The sequence below is a fragment of the Paenibacillus zanthoxyli JH29 genome, assembly GCF_000520715.1.
In the GTDB taxonomy this organism is placed as follows: domain Bacteria; phylum Bacillota; class Bacilli; order Paenibacillales; family Paenibacillaceae; genus Paenibacillus_AQ; species Paenibacillus_AQ zanthoxyli.
In genome coordinates this window covers 1-17,450 of the sequence record NZ_ASSD01000261.1, presented here as the reverse complement: position 1 = coordinate 17,450, position 17,450 = coordinate 1, and the positions used below count along the sequence as shown (strand labels likewise).

Genomic DNA, 17,450 nt, shown 5'->3' with positions numbered 1-17,450 from the left:
TTATACCATATAATGGCGTGGCGTACCTATGTTCTGTTTTGTCGGAAAATGCTGCTCTTTTATCAGGAGCGGCCTGGACCCCCGGACGTATATAAAATGATTTGTCCCGGCGCAAGACCCGGCTCCAGATAGCGATGCAGCGGGCATTGGAGCAGCCTTACGATTCTGGCTCTGCCCTCGTCCAGCGGCTCAATCTGCATGACAATCCCTTGTACCGTGACTTCACGGAACGGGGGCGAAGCCTTAATGGCCCCTTCCCACACCTGATCGGCGGATATAACGGAATACAGGATCATTGGGTCAACCCTCCCGTCTCGGCAGGGGCTCCTCTAAGGGCAATCAGTTCATTCAGTTTCGTCATCGCTGTGCCGATCCCGCCTACTTCGTCCATAAGTCCAAATGCAACGGCATCACTTCCGCCGACTGCCGTACCGATGTCCCTGTTAAGTTCACCTGTCTTAAACATCAGATCCTTGAAGCATTCAACGGAAATCCGCGAATGGGACGTGACGAACCGTACAACACGCTCCTGCATTTTCTCCATGTACTCAAAAGTCTGCGGAACACCGATGACGAGGCCATTCATGCGGATGGGATGAATCGTCATCGTGGCGCTTTCCGCTATGATCGAATAGCTTGAGGATACCGCGATGGGAACACCGATGCTGTGGCCTCCCCCAACAACGACCGTAACCGTCGGCTTCGATAGCGAAGCAATCATTTCCGCAATGGCAAGACCAGCTTCCACATCACCGCCCACCGTATTCAAAATGATAAGCACCCCCTTGACCGTTTTGCTCTGCTCAGCTGCGACCAGTTGGGGGATGATATGCTCATATTTAGTCGTCTTGTTATGCGGGGGCATGACGATATGCCCTTCGATCTGACCTATGATCGTAATGCAATAAATCTCCGGCTCGGTGGGCGGAACCGCTACTTGACCGAATTCCTTCACCGTGCTGATCGTACCTCCGGCTTCCTGAGTTCCTTCACCGCCCTGGTCTTCTCCCCCCGGAGGCGTTACCGGTTCCTCATTTCGGTAAGCTGTTTCGAAAGGTTTATTGCCGTCCATGCTCAGCGCTCCCTTGTTCGCTTGCACCAAAGCTCTTCAGCAAGCGTATGGTAATGAATCTCCCGTTAGTATGACTAATCGCACCCCGAAGTTATGCAGAGTTGAAAATGAACGCAGAAAAGCCCCTCTCCGCCAAGAAACCGTCCAATATTTCCAGCGGAAGAGAGGCTTTTTGAATTAGTATAAATTACACTTCCATGATGATCGGAAGGATCATCGGTCTGCGGCGGGTCTGCTCATAAAGGAATCGGCCAAGCGCATCCTTCACGCTGGTCTTGAGCGAAGCCCACTCATTGACCTTCTCGCTCATCAGACGCTGCAGCGTGCTGGAAACAATCCGGTTCGCTTCGTCAAGCAGCCCTTCCGATTCGCGTACATACACGAAGCCGCGCGAAATAATGTCGGGTCCCGAAACAATGGCCCCATTCTGTTTGCTCAGCGTAACGACGACAACCAGAATACCGTCCTGTGACAGCAGCTTCCGGTCACGCAGAACAATATTGCCTACATCGCCAACACCGAGACCGTCAATCAGAACATTGCCGGACGTAACCTTGCCGGCTTTGCGGGCGGAGCCGCCTTGAATCTCCACCACTTCACCAAGTTCGGTGATGAAGATGTTGTCCGGGTCGACGCCCACGGACTTCGCAAGAAGTGCGTGTCTGCGCTGCATGCGGTATTCGCCGTGAATCGGAATGAAGAATTTCGGCTGCATCAGGTTAAGCATCAGCTTCAGTTCTTCCTGGCTGCCGTGACCTGACACGTGTACGCCGGAATTCGAGCCGCTGTAGATCACGTCTGCGCCCAGGCGGAACAGCTCGTCGATCGTACGGCCGATGTATTTCTCGTTGCCGGGTACCGGTGTTGCCGCAATAATGACGGTGTCGCCAGGTAAAATATCCACTTTGCGGTGACTGGAACGCGCCATGCGCGTCAATGCCGACATCGGTTCGCCTTGGCTGCCTGTGCAGAGAACGACAACCCGATTGGCAGCCATCCGGTTCATTTCCTCCGGTTCGATCAGCATGCCGTCAGGCATGTGCAGATAGCCGAGCTCGGAAGCGATGGAGACGACGTTGACCATGCTGCGGCCGATGACGGTGATTTTGCGGCCGGTCTGTACTGCGGCGTCTACGACCTGCTGAATCCGGTGAACGTTGGATGCGAATGTCGCGACCACAACACGTTGTTCAGCTTTCCGGAAAATATCTTCCAGCACGATCCCGACATTTTTCTCCGAAGGGGTGAATCCCGGTTTCTCGGCGTTGGTGCTGTCGGAAAGAAGCGCGAGTACGCCCCGCTGTCCGATTTCGGCCATCCGGTGCAAGTTCGCGAATTGACCATTGACTGGGGTATGGTCAAACTTGAAGTCGCCCGTATGAACCACGTTGCCTTCCGGAGTCTCGATGCACACGCCGACTGAGTCGGGAATACTGTGGTTGGTTCTGAAGAAAGTAACAACCAGCGAACTTCCCAGCTTGATCTCCGAATCCTCATTGATCAGAATGCGTTTCGTTTCGCCAAGCAAATTCGCTTCCTTCAGTTTGTTCTCAACAAGCCCTAATGTCAGCTTCGTTCCGTAGACCGGAACATTCAAATGTTTAAGGACGTACGGCAGACCTCCGATATGGTCCTCGTGGCCGTGCGTAAGCACAATGCCTTTTACTTTGTCACGATTCTCCGTCAAATATGAAATATCAGGAATAACGATGTCAATACCGAGCATATCCTCTTCAGGGAACTTCAGTCCCGAGTCAACGACCACAATGTCGCTGCCGTATTGTACCACATACATATTCTTCCCGATTTCTCCCACTCCGCCGAGTGCAAAGATCATCAGTTTATCATTGTTGTTTTTTTTGGACAAATGAATCTAACCCTCCTAATATGTTGGACGTCATATGTTATTTTAATCAAGAACTTCAATTGTTTAGCGGTACTTAACACATTGAATAACGCAGAAATCCTTGCCGATGTGAAGACAAAAGGTTATCAAGGCGCAAAAAAATAAACCTTAATTAAAGCTTCCCTGCCGAGGGAGCATACATTTGCGTTAGCGAGCCTATGCCGTAAACCATTTGGCCGCGCCCCTTGCGCAAAGCACCTTTGCCGGACAAAGCAGATCCAGAGCTGGAAAATGTGACTTGTAAACAAACAGACCTGCAGCGCCGCACATGACATAAGAGTTACCGCATATTTAATTTTAACCGCACCCAGTCACTTAACCACATTATACATGATATTTTTGCCAAAATACAAGTCGCGGGATTTAGTTACCCCTATTCTTCCCGTAAAAGCGGAGCATTATTTCACTGCGCACAAAATAACCATACAAAAAACCGGCCCTCTTAAGCGAGAACCGGTTCATAAAATATAAATACCAGGGCCCAATTTCTATAGTACCAGCTTTCTGATAAATTCCGCCTCGGCCTCATTCGGCGGGGTCAGAGGAAGACGGACCGAACCCACCTTGATTCCCCGAAGCTCAAGCGCATATTTGACGGCGGACGGGCTCGGCAGCGGCTGCGGACATTCGAACAACCCTTTAAACACCGGAAATAGTTCCCTGTGAAGCTGCCCGGCAAGCTGTACGTTGCCCGAGAAATAAGCGGAGATCATGTCGGTCATTCTTACGCCCACAATATGGCTTGCCACGCTGATAATCCCGTGTCCTCCGACGGCCATAGCCGGCAATGCCGAAGAATCGTCTCCAGAGTACACGTGAAAATCATGCGGAGAGCCGGACACAATCAAGGCGACGTGGTCGAGGGAAGCACATTCTTTGGTTGCAACGATGTTCGGAATTTGCGCCAAACGAATCGTCGTATCCGCGCTCATACAAATTCCCGTACGTCCGGGGACGTTATACAGAATAAGCGGGAGCTTGGTCTCGGCCGCGATCGCCGCAAAATGGCGGTAAAGCCCCTCTTGGTTCGGCTTATTATAATAAGGCACAACCAGAAGCGCGGCGTCGACGCCGATTTTCTCCGCTTTCTGGGTCAATTCGATCGTGTGCCTGGTATCAAAGGACCCTGTACCCGCAATGACCTTGCAGCGCCCTGCAGCTTTCTCCAGTACAAAGGAAAACATTTGCAGCTTTTCTTCATCGCTCAGTGTAGGTGACTCGCCCGTAGTTCCGCAGACGACGAGCCCCTCCGACTTCTGTTCTTCAATCAGGTAGTCAACCAGACTCGATACCGCGTCCCAATCGATCTCCCCCTCCTTGTCAAAAGGAGTTACCATAGCTGTTATTAGTCTTCCGAAATCCACTAAGAATTCCTCCTGTTAACGGTGTAATTCAAACTTGGAATGCAGCGCGCGCAGCGATTGCACCATATCTTCCTTCTTGACCAGCACCCAGATCGTCGTATTGGAATCAGCGGATTGCAGAATTTGAATGTTGTGCTCGCTGAGTGCTTCCACGATACGCGCCATGATCCCCGGGACGCCGTTGATACCACCACCGATAACGGATACCTTAACGCAGCCCGACAGGCTCTTCGGACGAAGTCCTATTTCCTGAAGTGCCGCAATCGCTTTTTCCGAATGATCATCAAAAACGGTGTATACGGCGCTGGCCGGCGTAACATTAATAAAGTCAACGCTTATGCCGCGATCCGCCATGCTCTTGAATATTTGCAGCTGAACTCCGGTTCCGTTTCCTTCCGGGCAGTCCAAGGAAATCTGCGTTATGTTGCTGACATAGGCGATGCCGGTAACGAAGCGGTCGACAATCCCCGGCTGGGACTCCTGAAAGCCTTCGGGATGCGTGACGAGCGTGCCTTCATTCTCCGAAAAAGTGGAGCGGACGCGGACCGGAATCTGCGCCTGCATAGCGATCTCCACGGCCCGGGGATGTATCACCTTGGCACCCTGATAGGCCATATTGCAAATCTCGGTATAGCTTACATAGGTTAGCGGCTTCGCATCCTCGACGATACGCGGATCCGCGGTCAGAATACCATTGACGTCCGTGTATATGTCGACCATTTCCGCACGCAGCGCGGCGCCGAGCGCCGTGGCCGATGTATCGCTTCCCCCGCGTCCTAGCGTGGTAAAATCCCCATCTTCCGTCTGACCCTGAAAGCCGGTTACAATGACGACCTTCTGGGCGCGCAGCTCCCGCATAATCCGTTCCGGACGGACATCGAGAATCCGCGCATTCCCGTAGCCGTTATCCGTCAGGAAACCGGCTTGGGCTCCGGTAAGCACTGTCGTGGGAATCCCTTCTTTTTCCAGCAGGCTGCACAGTGTGGTCGCGGAAATGATTTCACCGCAGCATAGCAGTAAATCCCTTTCGCGCTGAGGGAGAGCATCACCATTCTGGGAGACCCAGTCCAGCAGCGTATCCGTCGCATAAGGCTCGCCCTTGCGGCCCATTGCGGACACTACGATGACAAGACTGTATCCTTGCCCCAGCTCCCGTTTGACGTGGCGGATCACATGATCCCTAGCCTGCGAGGTGGAAAGCGAGGTCCCGCCAAACTTCTGTACCAAAATGCCCATTCATAATTCCTCCATTAGTTAACGACAGGCTGCACTATTTCTCAGGATGAATCCCGTAAATCCCGGGACTTCGTCTCTAAATTTAAAGGAATAAACGCGATTGTAAAGCCCTCATGCAGAGAACGACAGCGGTTAGTCTATCAATATTCGAAGCCTCGTACTTATCAGCAAGTCGCCCTTCACCCTGCTAATATCTGTTGTTTATGCTGAATGAAACCGTTCGATGATCATCGGCTGCAGCTGGGAGCCATGAAGAGCCGCATAGCAGGCCTCTGGAATCAATTCCATGCGAGCTACCAATGAGTTCGGCTTCTGCTCGGGATTATCCTGTCCGAATGGGACAAAATAAATATTTTTGGTTACCAAAAGTTTCGCAATATTCGCCGCGTTCAGACCGAGTCCGTCATTGGTCGAAATGGCCAGAACAATCGGCCGCCCGTTGCGCATTTGGCATTTGGCCGCCATCAGCACCGGTCCGTCCGTCATGGCATTGGCCAATTTGCTCGTGGTATTTCCTGTGCAGGGTGCAATCGTGAGTACATCCAGTCTCTTGGATGGACCCAGCGGTTCCGCTTCAACAATTGTAGAAATGATATCATTCCCCGTTATATCTTTCAACTGTTTTAGCCAATTTTCCGATGTGCCGAACCTTGTGTCCGTTCCGAGAACCGAGGCCGATGCAATAGGCACGACATTCGCGCCTTCGTCGACAAAACGCTTAATTTGGGGCATCACCTCTGCAAAAGTGCAGTGGGAACCGGTGATTGCATAGCCTACCGTCTTACCGTGCCAGTTCATTATTAATCCCCCTTTGTCAACATCCGCTCCGAAATCGACTGAACAAGCGCGCCTGCCATAATGAGTCCCGCGCTTTTGGGCGCCACGATTCCCGGTAGCCCCGGAGCCAGCATAGCCTTGATGCCCCGTTTTTCCGCATATCGGAAATCCACTCCCCCGGGCGCGGAAGCGAGATCGATAATGCAGGTTTGCCGGGGCACCTGTGACAGCACTTTGGCGTTTAGAATAAGGCTCGGTATCGTATTAAAAATATAATCAACGTCCGTTACATGCTCCTCCAGCCGATCCGTCATAAACGGTTTCCAGCCCATGACCTCCGCCTTGGCAAAATGCTCCTGCTTTCTGACGCCTGCTGTGACTTTAGCACCGAGTCCTTGAAGGCTTTTGGCCATTGTAAAGCCGGTTCTGCCGATTCCAAGCACCATCGCTTCAGAGCCGTGAATGGTAAAATCCGTATTCTGGATTGCCATAACGAGCGCGCCTTCGGCAGTTGGAATCGAATTGTAGATCGCAACGTCGTCACGCTCAAGCAGCTCCACCAGCTCCAGTCCCCCAAGAGCACACAGCCGTCTCAAATATTCTTTTGCCATGCCCGTGTAAATGGTACAGTGCTTAGGCAAAGCCTCGATATGCTCCTCCAGCAGCTGCATCGGCTTCGAAGAGTACTTTGCGCTGATATGGCCTTCGTCGTCGCAGCCAACGGTCGGCAGTACCAGAACATCTGCGCCGCTAAGCAGTTCAGCGTCCATTGTCTCCAGGTTAACCCCGTCACAGGGGGTACTCCATTTATCAAAGCCGGCAACGCTTACCGCCGCATCCATCTCCACACATTTTCGAATCACTTCAATTTGTCTTGCGTCCCCGCCCAGGAACACGATCCTGACGCCAGTCAGCATAGGGATGACGCTCCTTTCAACATTACACTGTAAGGCCATAGAGCATCTTATGCGGGTAAACGCGGATGGGTGAAAGCCATTAAAAAGAGCCTGTGTTCAGCCGAAACGGCTATCCCACAAGCTCTACATTCATGAATTTCATCTAAGTATAAATCTATTTACCGGTATGGCCGAAGCCTCCCGCTCCCCGCTCGGTATCACTTAGTTCTTCCACTTCCACCATCGTTACGGATGGCACCGCTTGAAAGACCATTTGGGCAATCCGCTCATTCCGGGCGATCATAAAAGGCTCCTGGCCCAGATTGATGAGCAGCACCTTGATCTCGCCCCGGTAATCGGCGTCGATCGTGCCTGGCGTGTTAAGACAGGTGATGCCGTGCTTCAGCGCCAGTCCGCTGCGCGGACGAATCTGCGCTTCCAGTCCATCCGGCATGGCGAGCGCGATTCCCGTCGGAACGAGCGCCCGCGCCCCGGGCTCCAGGGTCAATTCGCTGCTCACTGCGGCGAAGAGGTCGTAGCCCGAAGCCTGCTCTGACATTTTACGGGGAGGATTCACATCCTCATTGCCCGGAAGCTTTAGAATTTGTACGTAATAAGACAAGATCATCTCTCCTAACATTGGCAATCGCTTTATCGGAAGACCCGACCATCGCCGCCGCAAGCGGCTCGGCGAACATCCGGTCAAGCACCTTATTTACATCATCCATCGTAACTTTCTGAATCTTGGCAATCATTTCGTCCAGTGTGATATGCCGGCCTAGCATTAATTCGTTCTTCCCAAGCCGGTTCATCCGGCTGCTTGTGCTTTCCAGGCTTAGGATCAGACTGCCTTTGAGCTGTTCCTTGCCCTTGCGGATCTCTTCTTCGTCCATTCCCTTGACGGCAAGCTCATACAGCATTTCTTTGGTCAGTTCCATAACGTCTTTGGTCTGCTTGGGAGCCGTTCCGGCGTACACGGTAAAGAGGCCGCTGTCGGCTTGGGAACTATGATAAGAATATACCGAGTAGGCCAATCCGCGCTTCTCGCGGATTTCCTGGAACAGCCGGGAGCTCATGCCGCCGCCAACGGCATTATTGATCAGCACCATCGCATACTGCAGCGGATCATCGTTGGCACAGCCGGGCAGTGACAGGCAAATGTGATTCTGCTCCGTTTTTTTGCGGTGGAACAATAAATCCCCGTGGAAATCCGGCGGAGTCAGCCGCTCTACCGTTCCGTGATTGTTAAACGTGCCGAAATACCGTTCCAGCAGTTCGCCCACACCGTCGTCAAAATTGCCGGCAATGCTGATCACCGTATTCTCGATGGTATACTGCTTCTGCATATAGGCCCGAAGATCATCCGGCGTCATGGCCTCCAGCCGTTCCTTGAGTCCAAGAATAGAGTAAGCAAGCGGGTGGCTGCCGTAGGCGGCCATTGACATCAGATCATGCACAAGATCGTCCGGCGTATCTTCGTACATGGAAATTTCCTCAAGGATAACGTTCCTTTCTTTCGCCAATTCCTCCGCATCCATCTGCGAACGGAAGAACATGTCGGCCAGCACATCAACGGCGATGGGCAGATGCTCATCCAGCACTTTGGCGTAATAGCAGGTGTATTCCTTAGAGGTAAAAGCATTGACATTGCCGCCAATGGAATCGAACCGCTCCGCGATAGCTTTTGCGTCGAACCGGTCCGTACCCTTGAACAGCATATGTTCGATAAAATGGGAAATTCCGTTGTTTTCCGGCGTTTCGTTCCTGGAGCCTGTCTTTACCCAGATTCCAAAGGAAACGGAGCGGCCAGTCGGGATTTTCTCCATGACTACTCGTAATCCGTTTGATAATACCATTTTTTCCACGTAAAAAGTCCTCCTGCCGTAGCCCTTCGTTCGCCTTTCCAATTAATCGGGCGCCTTATATCCTACCAGAAACAGCGGATTCACTCAACATCGCCTGGCAGCACCCGCTCCGGCGACAGCGTCTGGCTGACCGTTCCGAGCACCAGCCCCTTGGCCTTGATGCCGCGGATCATACCGCGCAGCGCCTTCGATGACGAAGAGGTGGGATGCATCAGCACGAGTGTGCCCGGCTCCGCATTCGCGGTAATTTTGGCGACTACCGATTCCGGCGGAGGGTTGCGCCAATCTACCGTATCAACCGTCCACAGCACCGTCTTCAGCCCCAGCTCGCGGGCGATCTCCACGGTCTCCTGGTCGAAGTCGCCCGATGGGGGAGCGAACCAGCGGTTATCCACTCCAAGGCTTGATTTCAGCAGCTTCTTAGTCTTGTCGATCTCCATTACCGCGCGCACTCGGCTGAGTGTGCTCATATTAGGATGCGTATAGGCGTGATTCTCAAGCTCATGCCCGCGCTTTTGAATCTCCATGGCAAGCTCGCGGTTCTTGCTCAGCCAGCTGCCGTCCAGAAAAAACGTCGACTTTACATGCTCCTCGTCCAATATGTTCAGCATAGGCACAATATACTCATTCCCCCAGGCGACGTTGATCATCAGCGATACCATCGGCTTGGCGGGATTTCCCCGGTAGATCGGCTCCGCCCCGAGATCATCTACCGACACAGCAGGCGCAGTCTGCCTGTAGACGTACTTGATCGCTCCACCCTTAGGAAGCAGCAGAGCCTCTCTATAAGTCGCATCCACGTCAACACTCAGTCCGTTATAGCCGGGAATGGCTTTCCACACCCGATCCACTCTGGCATCCACCGGCGGGCTGTTAACCTGCGCGGCTTTGGCTTCAATCTCGCTGCGCAGATCGCTTCGCTTATCGCCGAACTGCTTCAGCACAGCCAGTCCGCCGGAGGAGCGAAGCTGCCCCAGCATGCTTTTTACCGGCTGAAAGCTGCTGCCGATTCCGATCACTATGGCCATGCAAGCCAGCACTACGGCCGCTTTTTCCAGTCTCATTGCGACTTCCTCCCGTACGATTCGCCGTCATTCAAATTCGCTTAACGTGCACCATCCGCCTATTCTATAGGCTCGACAGACGCTGTACAGCGCTCTGTCCCAGCTTATGAGACAAGATGGCGCAATATACCTTCAAGCGGCTGAAGACGGACTGAGCGCCGCGTCAGAACGCGGTAGGTTCACGTACGAGACTCTGTAAGCACATGAACTATACAAATGGAGCCGCAACTCAAAAAAGAGCCAGAATGTAAGCTTCTGCCTCTTTTCGTCCATCCAATCTAATCCATGTAAACAAGCGTTGCTTCACTTCTTCGTTAAGACCTAGACTGTTAAGCCTTGGCTTCTGCGGTGAGCACTGCCTTGCGCGACAGATTCACGCGGCCCTGCTGGTCGATTTCGGTCACTTTTACAGTGATGGTATCGCCGATGGCAACCACGTCTTCCACCTTGCCTACGCGCTCCGTTGACAGCTGGGAAATATGCACCAGACCGTCTTTACCCGGCAGGATTTCTACAAAAGCGCCGAATTTCTCGATCCGCTTGACGGTACCGACATAAATTTCGCCGACTTCGACCTCACGTACAATGCCTTCGATGATGGAACGAGCTTTTTGGTTCATCTCTTCATTCGAGGATGCGATGAACACGCGGCCGTCCTGCTCGATGTCGATTTTCACGCCGGTTTCTTCGATGATTTTATTGATGATTTTGCCGCCTGCGCCGATAACGTCGCGGATTTTGTCCGGATTAATCTGCAGGATGATAATTTTAGGTGCATATTGGGAAAGGCTTTCTCTTGGTTTAGAGATAGCTTCCATCATTTTGCTCAGAATAAACATCCGGCCTTCTTTGGCCTGCTCAAGAGCTTCCTGAAGAATTTGGCGGTCGATCCCGTCAATCTTGATGTCCATCTGAATCGCCGTTACGCCTTCCGCCGTACCTGCCACCTTGAAGTCCATATCGCCGAGATGATCTTCCATGCCTTGGATATCGGTCAAGATGGAGACATGCTCGCCATCCTTGATCAGACCCATCGCCACGCCCGCAACCGGCGCTTTGATCGGAACGCCCGCATCCATCATCGCCAGGGTGCTTGCGCAAATACTCGCCTGGGAAGTCGAACCGTTCGATTCCAGCACCTCGGATACGAGGCGGATGGTGTACGGGAATTCGGTTTCGTTCGGAATAACCTTGGACAAGGCGCGTTCACCGAGTGCTCCATGACCGATTTCACGGCGGCCCGGCGCTCTCAGCGGACGGGCTTCCCCTACGCTGAACGGCGGGAAGTTATAATGATGCATGAACCGCTTCGTTTCGGTTAAATCGATACCATCGAGAATTTGCACATCGCCAAGGGCACCGAGCGTACATACGCTGAGCGCCTGCGTCTGGCCGCGGGTGAACAGTCCCGAACCATGCGTGCGCGGCAGCAGCGACGTATCGCACTCGATCGGACGAATCTCGCTTAGCTTCCGGCCGTCCGGACGAACTTTGTCATGAGTGATCAGACGTCTGACTTCTTCCTTGACGATATCATGCAGCACTTCCTTCACATCGCCAATCAGCTCCGGCGTTTCGATATATTTCTCCGTGAAATATTCCACCGTCTCATTGTTGACCGCGTCGATCGCATCTTGACGGGCATGCTTCTCGGCAATCTTAACCGCCTCCACCAGCCGCTCCTGAGCGTATGCGCGCACCTCAGTGTTCACTTCCGCGTTTACGGCGTGCAGCTTCACGGTCATTTTTTCCTTGCCGGCGATCTGCACCAGCTCTTCGATCTTCGCTACGATGCTGCGGATTTCTTCATGTCCAAACATGATCGCTTCGAGCATGATTTCTTCCGGCACTTCATTCGCTTCCGCTTCAACCATCATGATGGCGTCTTTCGTTCCGGCCACCACCAGATAAATGTCGCTTACTTCCTGCTGGGCGATTGTCGGGTTGACAATAAACTGCCCGTCAATGCGTCCCACCACTACACCGCCGATTGGGCCGCTGAACGGCACATCGGAAATGCTCAGCGCCGCCGACGTTCCGATCATAGCCGCAATTTCCGGCGAGCAGTCCTGATCGACGCTCATTACGAGATTCAGCACCTGTACGTCGTTACGGAAGCCTTCGGGGAACAGCGGACGAATCGGACGGTCCGTCAGGCGGCTGGACAGAATCGCTTTTTCGCTCGGTCTGCCTTCCCGCTTGATAAAGCCTCCCGGAATTTTGCCGACCGCGTATAAGCGTTCTTCATAGTTGACCGTCAGCGGAAAAAAATCCAAGTCCTTCGGTTCGCTTGAAGCCGTTACCGTACACAGCACCGACGTATCACCGTAACGGACCATAACAGCAGCGTTAGCCTGCTTGGCAAGCCGCCCCGTTTCCAGCACCAGGGTTCTGCCCCCGAGCTGCATTTCTACACGTTTTTCCATAAAGTCCCTCCTTGGATGACAGCAGACCCGCTCAACCTGTGGGCAGGTTCATCTGAACTTTGTCAAAATTAAAACGCCGTATCCCTATAATAAGGCTTACGCACGTTCTCTATGCAACACAAGCAAAAACGGCTTGGCCTTTTTTTGAAAAAGGAGCCGTTTTTGACGTTCATATATTCTGGCAGTTGCCAAAATTTACCCAAATTTTCAAAAAGCAACCCAGCTGTTCCGCTGACGCTTCTCGGAAGCACATACGGTAAACAACCAGGCTGCTTTAAGGGTAAACATATGGGTTATTAACGACGCAATCCCAGTTTCTCGATCAATGCGCTGTAACGCTGCACGTCTTTGTTCTTCAAATACGCGAGCAGTTTACGGCGTTGACCTACCATCTTCAGCAATCCGCGGCGGGAATGATGATCCTTCTTGTGCGTACGCAAGTGGTCGGTCAGATTAACGATATTCTCCGTGAGGATAGCAATTTGCACCTCTGGAGATCCGGTATCGGATTCATGAGTTTTGTGCTCGTCGATCAGTTGATGCTTGCGTTCTTGAGTCAATGCCATCCTGTTCACCTCCTTCAATATAATCGCCAATGGCCTCGTCACCGTCGGTGACACTCGAATGACCAAGCCAAGGTTATGGATGCCAGCAATCCAGCAACGTTAATCAGTATAGCACTATACAAAGCAAAAGTAAACGTTACTTATGGAAAGTCACCGGCAGAAAGATAAGGGCATTAAATCAGGATTCCAGCAGAATCCTCTCAGTTGTCTTCGCATCTTCGCGAATTTGCGAAATAAGCGATTCGACCGATTCGAATCTGCGCTCCGGCCGGATGAAGGCGACGAGGTCTACCCTCATTTGCTGTCCATACAAATCTCCGGCAAAATCCAGCAAATGGACCTCAAAACTCGGTGCGGTAACTCCTTCGTGAAAGGTCGGCTTCACGCCGACATTCATGACTCCCGGCAGGGTCTTTCCATTATGAACGGCACGAACGGCGTATACGCCTTTCGCAGGAATGACATACCGGTCCTCAAGCTCCAGATTCGCGGTCGGAAATCCAATGGTGCGCCCGCGTTTTTCGCCGTGCGAGACCGTTCCCCTCAGATGGTAGCAGCGGCCGAACCAGGAGTTGGCCAGCTCCATATCGCCGGTCTGAAGACCTTTGCGGATGCCGGAACTGCTTACCTTGACACCATCCAGCAAAAAAGGCGGCACGGTTTCCACCTTCATGGAGCCGCCTCCAAGCCGCCGCAGCATTTCAGCATCGCCTTCCCCCATGTAGCCAAAGCGGAAGTCGAAACCGACAATCGCCGTAGTGATTCGCAGCGGCAGCAGCATGACGGACACAAAATCCTCCGGACTCACCTGGGAGAGCTGTTCGTTGAATTCGATGACGTAGAGAATATCCACGCCCATTTCGGCAAGCAGTTCCTGCTTGTCCCGGGGCGGCGTCAAATATCCTTCGTATTCGCCTTTACCCATAACATCTTTCGGATGAGGGTAGAATGTGATGACAGCCGCAGGCACTCCTTCTGTGCGAGCCAAGGCTACGGCCGAGGAGATTACACTGGCATGCCCGCGGTGCAGGCCATCGAATTGTCCCAGGACGGCAATCTGAGGCTGTGCCCACTCCGCTGCCGCCTGAGGCAGCATCGGATAGGTTAACGTTACGGTTCTCACGCTGTTTCTCACCTGCACTTCACTTAATTAAGCTTATACTCTTATGTTTAAAATAACATGCTGCAAGAATGACCGCCAGGCAGTTCAGCGCCCGGCTGTCAGCCTTGAGCAAATACTTTCACAGGAGCGATCGAACCGGTATCCTCACGCTTGTAAATACCAAGAAAACCGCCTTGAAGGTCGTAAAGACGAATGGGGCCGTCTCCTAGAACTTCAGGCGCCACGAACCGGGCGGCCAGCCGCTGGCCCTGAAGGGCGGCTGCTCTCTTCTCATCCGCCACCTTATGGGCCGGCAGATGATGAATCGCCTCATCGGCAGGGATAAGAATCTCCGGAAGACTTCCGTCCGCCTTGCGCTCGGCGATTTCCTCAAGGGAAAGGCACCGATCCGCCCGAATACCCGCCGACATCGTACGCTCCAGCTTAACCATCACGCCAGGCAGCGACAATGCGCGCCCGATATCGACGCAGAGCGTTCGGATATAAGTGCCTTTGGAGCATAAGGCCCTGAAGGTGATGTCCGGGAACTTGCCGTTCCAGACCATCTCCAACATCTCGATCTCGTAAATCTCAACCTTACGGCTTTTGCGTTCCACGGTCTTGCCCTCGCGGGCCAGTTCATAGAGACGTTTGCCGCCTACTTTAACGGCAGAATACATGGGAGGCGTCTGAGAAACAACTCCCCGGAACGAATCCAGCGTCCGCCTTACCTCTTCTTCGGTTACCCTAATGTCATCCGCCGTTTCCGTCACGGTGCCGGTTAAATCTTCCGTGTCGCTCGACATGCCAAGCCGCAGTGTGGCGATATATTCTTTGGGAAGCTCTTGAATGTACTCCACGATTCGCGTGGCCCGTCCGAGGCAAAGCGGCAAAACGCCGGTAACCTGGGGGTCGAGCGTGCCGGCGTGCCCGATTCTTTTCATCCCGAGCAAGCGCCGCGTCTTAGCCACAACGTCATGCGAGGTAAAGCCGGCCGGCTTGTACACAGCCAGAACGCCTTCAAGCTCACTCATAGCGCCCGGTTAACCTCCTTAAGCACAAGCGCAACCGCTTGTTCCAGAGGCACATCCAACTTAGCTCCGGCTGCACGGGTATGCCCTCCGCCGCCAAAAATTTGTGCCAAAGCAGCTACATCCACTTTGCCGGCGGAACGGAAGCTGACCTTAACCGCCTGGTCGTGAATGACCTTGAACAGCATGCCGACCTCAACGCCCTGGATATTGCGGGGATAATTGACGATCCCCTCCAAATCCTCATTGGCCGCGCCGCAGTCAATCATATCCTGAGGCGTAACATATACCCAAGCAATGTCGCCTTTAGGTGATAATTGCAGCGTGTTCAGCGCCTTGCTAAGAACTTTCACTTGAGGGAGAGTCATCTCCTCAAGCAGTGTTTCCGCAAGTTCCGGTCCATTTACTCCAAACGACAGCAGCTCAGAGGAAGCTTCCATTACTTTGGGAGAAGTATTGGCATAACGGAAACCGCCCGTATCAGTTAAAAGGCCGGTATAAATAGCTGTCGCAATATCGGCATCCCATGTAATGTTAAACTCTTTCAGGAGATCAAATAAAATTTCAGCCGTTGCCGCAGCATCCGGTTTGATCAGTTGAACCGCGCCGTAGCCGTTATTAGTCGGATGATGATCAATGTTCACAATAGCAGCATTCGGTTCAAAAAATCTCTGTGTCTGGCCGACACGCTGAAAGTCGGCGCAGTCGACACAAATGATATTGCTGAACATGCGTTCCGGAGGATTTACCGACATATCGGCAATTTCCTCTGCCCTCCACAGGTACTTCATTCGGGTCGGGATCGGCCCTTCGTTAAGCATCGTGTATTTCTTACCCAGACATGAGAGAAGCCAGCCCACCGCTAGGGTGGAGCTGACTGCATCTCCGTCCGGCTGAATATGCGACACTACAAGATAATCGTCGTGGTCCAGCAGAAACTGACGTGTCTGCCGGAGACTTTGTTCATAGCTCTGCATTCGCCGTCTCCTTTGGTTATTCCTGGCTCTCGTCCTGCTTGCCGATTTCGCCGAGCAGCTTCTCGACCCGGCTGCCGTAGGCGACGGATTCGTCGAACTTGAAGATCAGTTCCGGTGTATGCCGAAGGCGTATCGCCTTGCCAAGCTCGGAGCGCAGAAAGCCGTTGGCCTTCTCAATCGCCTTAAGCGAAGCGTTCTTCTGCTCATCGTCTCCGAATACGCTGAGGTAAACCTTGGCTTGGGAAAGGTCGCTCGTAACATCGACGCCGGTAACGGTGACAAAGCCAATCCGCGGGTCTTTAAGCTCACCTTGAATCAGACGGCTGAGTTCTTTCTTGATCTGTTCGCCTACGCGTCCGGCTCTTATTTTAGACATATTCATTCACCTCTTTAGGTCAGCGCTCCACAGACTCCATGACAAACGCTTCGATGATGTCGCCTTCCTTGAGATCATTGTAATTCTCCAAAGTAATACCGCACTCATACCCTTGCGCGACTTCCTTAGCGTCGTCCTTGAAGCGTTTCAGGGAGTCGATCTTGCCTTCGAACACGACGATGCCGTCGCGGACCAGGCGAGTCTCCGCATTGCGTGCGATTTTGCCGTCGATAACCATACAGCCTGCAACGGCGCCCACTTTGCTAATTTTGAAGACGTTGCGAACTTCAGCATGACCGATAACGTTCTCCTTGAATACCGGATCCAGCATACCTTTCATTGCCTGCTCGATTTCTTCAATCACGTTGTAGATAATATTGTGCAGACGCACATCGACTTTCTCCTGCTCAGCGGCAGCCTTCGTCTGGGCATCCGGACGAACGTTAAAGCCGATAACAATCGCATTGGAAGCCGCTGCCAGTGTGATATCGGATTCCGTGATTGCGCCTGCGCCGCTGTGGATAATCTTAACGCGCACGCCTTCCACTTCGATTTTGGCCAGGGAGCCCTTCAACGCTTCGACCGAGCCTTGAACGTCGGCCTTGATAATGACGTTGAGATCCTTGATCTCTCCGTCTTTAATGTGCTTGAACAAATCGTCCAGCGTTACGCGGCTGGTCGTGCTCAGCTCGGATTGTCGCTGGGTAATCGCCCGTTTGTCGGCGATTTGCCGCGCTTTCCGTTCGTCCTCGAACACAATGAACGGATCCCCTGCCTGCGGCACTTCCGTCA

General features: G+C 52.9%; 17 protein-coding genes. All 17 read right to left on the bottom strand.

Annotated features, from left to right (window positions below; genetic code table 11):
• Positions 1-62 precede the first annotated feature (62 nt).
• On the bottom strand, positions 63-296 hold the full coding sequence (locus tag L691_RS0109685; protein WP_025690256.1) for a YlzJ-like family protein: 234 nt from the start codon (positions 294-296) through the stop codon (positions 63-65).
• Positions 293-1,072 (bottom strand): ClpP family protease, encoded by a 780-nt coding sequence (locus L691_RS0109680; RefSeq protein WP_084654030.1) that lies wholly within the window; start codon positions 1,070-1,072, stop codon positions 293-295. The genes L691_RS0109685 and L691_RS0109680 overlap by 4 nt, the downstream gene beginning before the upstream one ends.
• A gap of 187 nt (positions 1,073-1,259) precedes the next feature.
• The gene (locus L691_RS0109675) at positions 1,260-2,939 is read right to left on the bottom strand and encodes a ribonuclease J (RefSeq protein WP_025690254.1); all 1,680 of its coding nucleotides are present in this window, start codon (positions 2,937-2,939) and stop codon (positions 1,260-1,262) included.
• A 527-nt stretch (positions 2,940-3,466) separates the two neighbouring features.
• On the bottom strand, positions 3,467-4,342 hold the full coding sequence (dapA, locus tag L691_RS0109670; RefSeq protein ID WP_025690253.1) for a 4-hydroxy-tetrahydrodipicolinate synthase: 876 nt from the start codon (positions 4,340-4,342) through the stop codon (positions 3,467-3,469).
• A gap of 15 nt (positions 4,343-4,357) precedes the next feature.
• Positions 4,358-5,578: an aspartate kinase gene (dapG, locus tag L691_RS0109665; protein ID WP_025690252.1), complete on the bottom strand. Its 1,221-nt coding sequence runs from the start codon at positions 5,576-5,578 to the stop codon at positions 4,358-4,360.
• A 201-nt stretch (positions 5,579-5,779) separates the two neighbouring features.
• The gene (locus L691_RS0109660; RefSeq protein ID WP_025690251.1) at positions 5,780-6,376 is read right to left on the bottom strand and encodes a dipicolinate synthase subunit B; all 597 of its coding nucleotides are present in this window, start codon (positions 6,374-6,376) and stop codon (positions 5,780-5,782) included.
• A gap of 2 nt (positions 6,377-6,378) precedes the next feature.
• Positions 6,379-7,272: a dipicolinate synthase subunit DpsA gene (gene dpsA, locus L691_RS0109655; RefSeq protein ID WP_025690250.1), complete on the bottom strand. Its 894-nt coding sequence runs from the start codon at positions 7,270-7,272 to the stop codon at positions 6,379-6,381.
• 154 nt (positions 7,273-7,426) lie between these two features.
• Positions 7,427-7,873: a dUTP diphosphatase gene (gene dut / locus L691_RS0109650; RefSeq protein WP_025690248.1), complete on the bottom strand. Its 447-nt coding sequence runs from the start codon at positions 7,871-7,873 to the stop codon at positions 7,427-7,429.
• Positions 7,833-9,107: a M16 family metallopeptidase gene (locus tag L691_RS0109645; protein ID WP_408634741.1), complete on the bottom strand. Its 1,275-nt coding sequence runs from the start codon at positions 9,105-9,107 to the stop codon at positions 7,833-7,835. Before L691_RS0109645 ends, dut begins: the two co-directional genes overlap by 41 nt.
• A gap of 89 nt (positions 9,108-9,196) precedes the next feature.
• The gene (locus L691_RS0109640) at positions 9,197-10,180 is read right to left on the bottom strand and encodes a polysaccharide deacetylase family protein (protein ID WP_025690245.1); all 984 of its coding nucleotides are present in this window, start codon (positions 10,178-10,180) and stop codon (positions 9,197-9,199) included.
• A gap of 329 nt (positions 10,181-10,509) precedes the next feature.
• Positions 10,510-12,606: a polyribonucleotide nucleotidyltransferase gene (gene pnp / locus L691_RS28465; protein ID WP_036736386.1), complete on the bottom strand. Its 2,097-nt coding sequence runs from the start codon at positions 12,604-12,606 to the stop codon at positions 10,510-10,512.
• A gap of 296 nt (positions 12,607-12,902) precedes the next feature.
• Positions 12,903-13,172: a 30S ribosomal protein S15 gene (gene rpsO, locus L691_RS0109630; RefSeq protein WP_025690244.1), complete on the bottom strand. Its 270-nt coding sequence runs from the start codon at positions 13,170-13,172 to the stop codon at positions 12,903-12,905.
• A gap of 178 nt (positions 13,173-13,350) precedes the next feature.
• Positions 13,351-14,295 (bottom strand): bifunctional riboflavin kinase/FAD synthetase, encoded by a 945-nt coding sequence (locus L691_RS0109625; protein WP_025690242.1) that lies wholly within the window; start codon positions 14,293-14,295, stop codon positions 13,351-13,353.
• Between the two features lie 98 nt (positions 14,296-14,393).
• Positions 14,394-15,308, bottom strand: a complete 915-nt coding sequence (gene truB, locus L691_RS0109620) for a tRNA pseudouridine(55) synthase TruB (RefSeq protein ID WP_025690241.1) — start codon at positions 15,306-15,308, stop codon at positions 14,394-14,396.
• Positions 15,305-16,282, bottom strand: a complete 978-nt coding sequence (locus L691_RS0109615; RefSeq protein WP_025690240.1) for a DHH family phosphoesterase — start codon at positions 16,280-16,282, stop codon at positions 15,305-15,307. The genes truB and L691_RS0109615 overlap by 4 nt, the downstream gene beginning before the upstream one ends.
• 16 nt (positions 16,283-16,298) lie before the next feature.
• Positions 16,299-16,658: a 30S ribosome-binding factor RbfA gene (gene rbfA / locus L691_RS0109610; RefSeq protein WP_025690238.1), complete on the bottom strand. Its 360-nt coding sequence runs from the start codon at positions 16,656-16,658 to the stop codon at positions 16,299-16,301.
• 19 nt (positions 16,659-16,677) lie between these two features.
• Positions 16,678-17,450, bottom strand: a 773-nt coding sequence (locus L691_RS28460) for a translation initiation factor IF-2 (RefSeq protein ID WP_036736384.1), incomplete at its 5' end; no start/stop codon positions are given.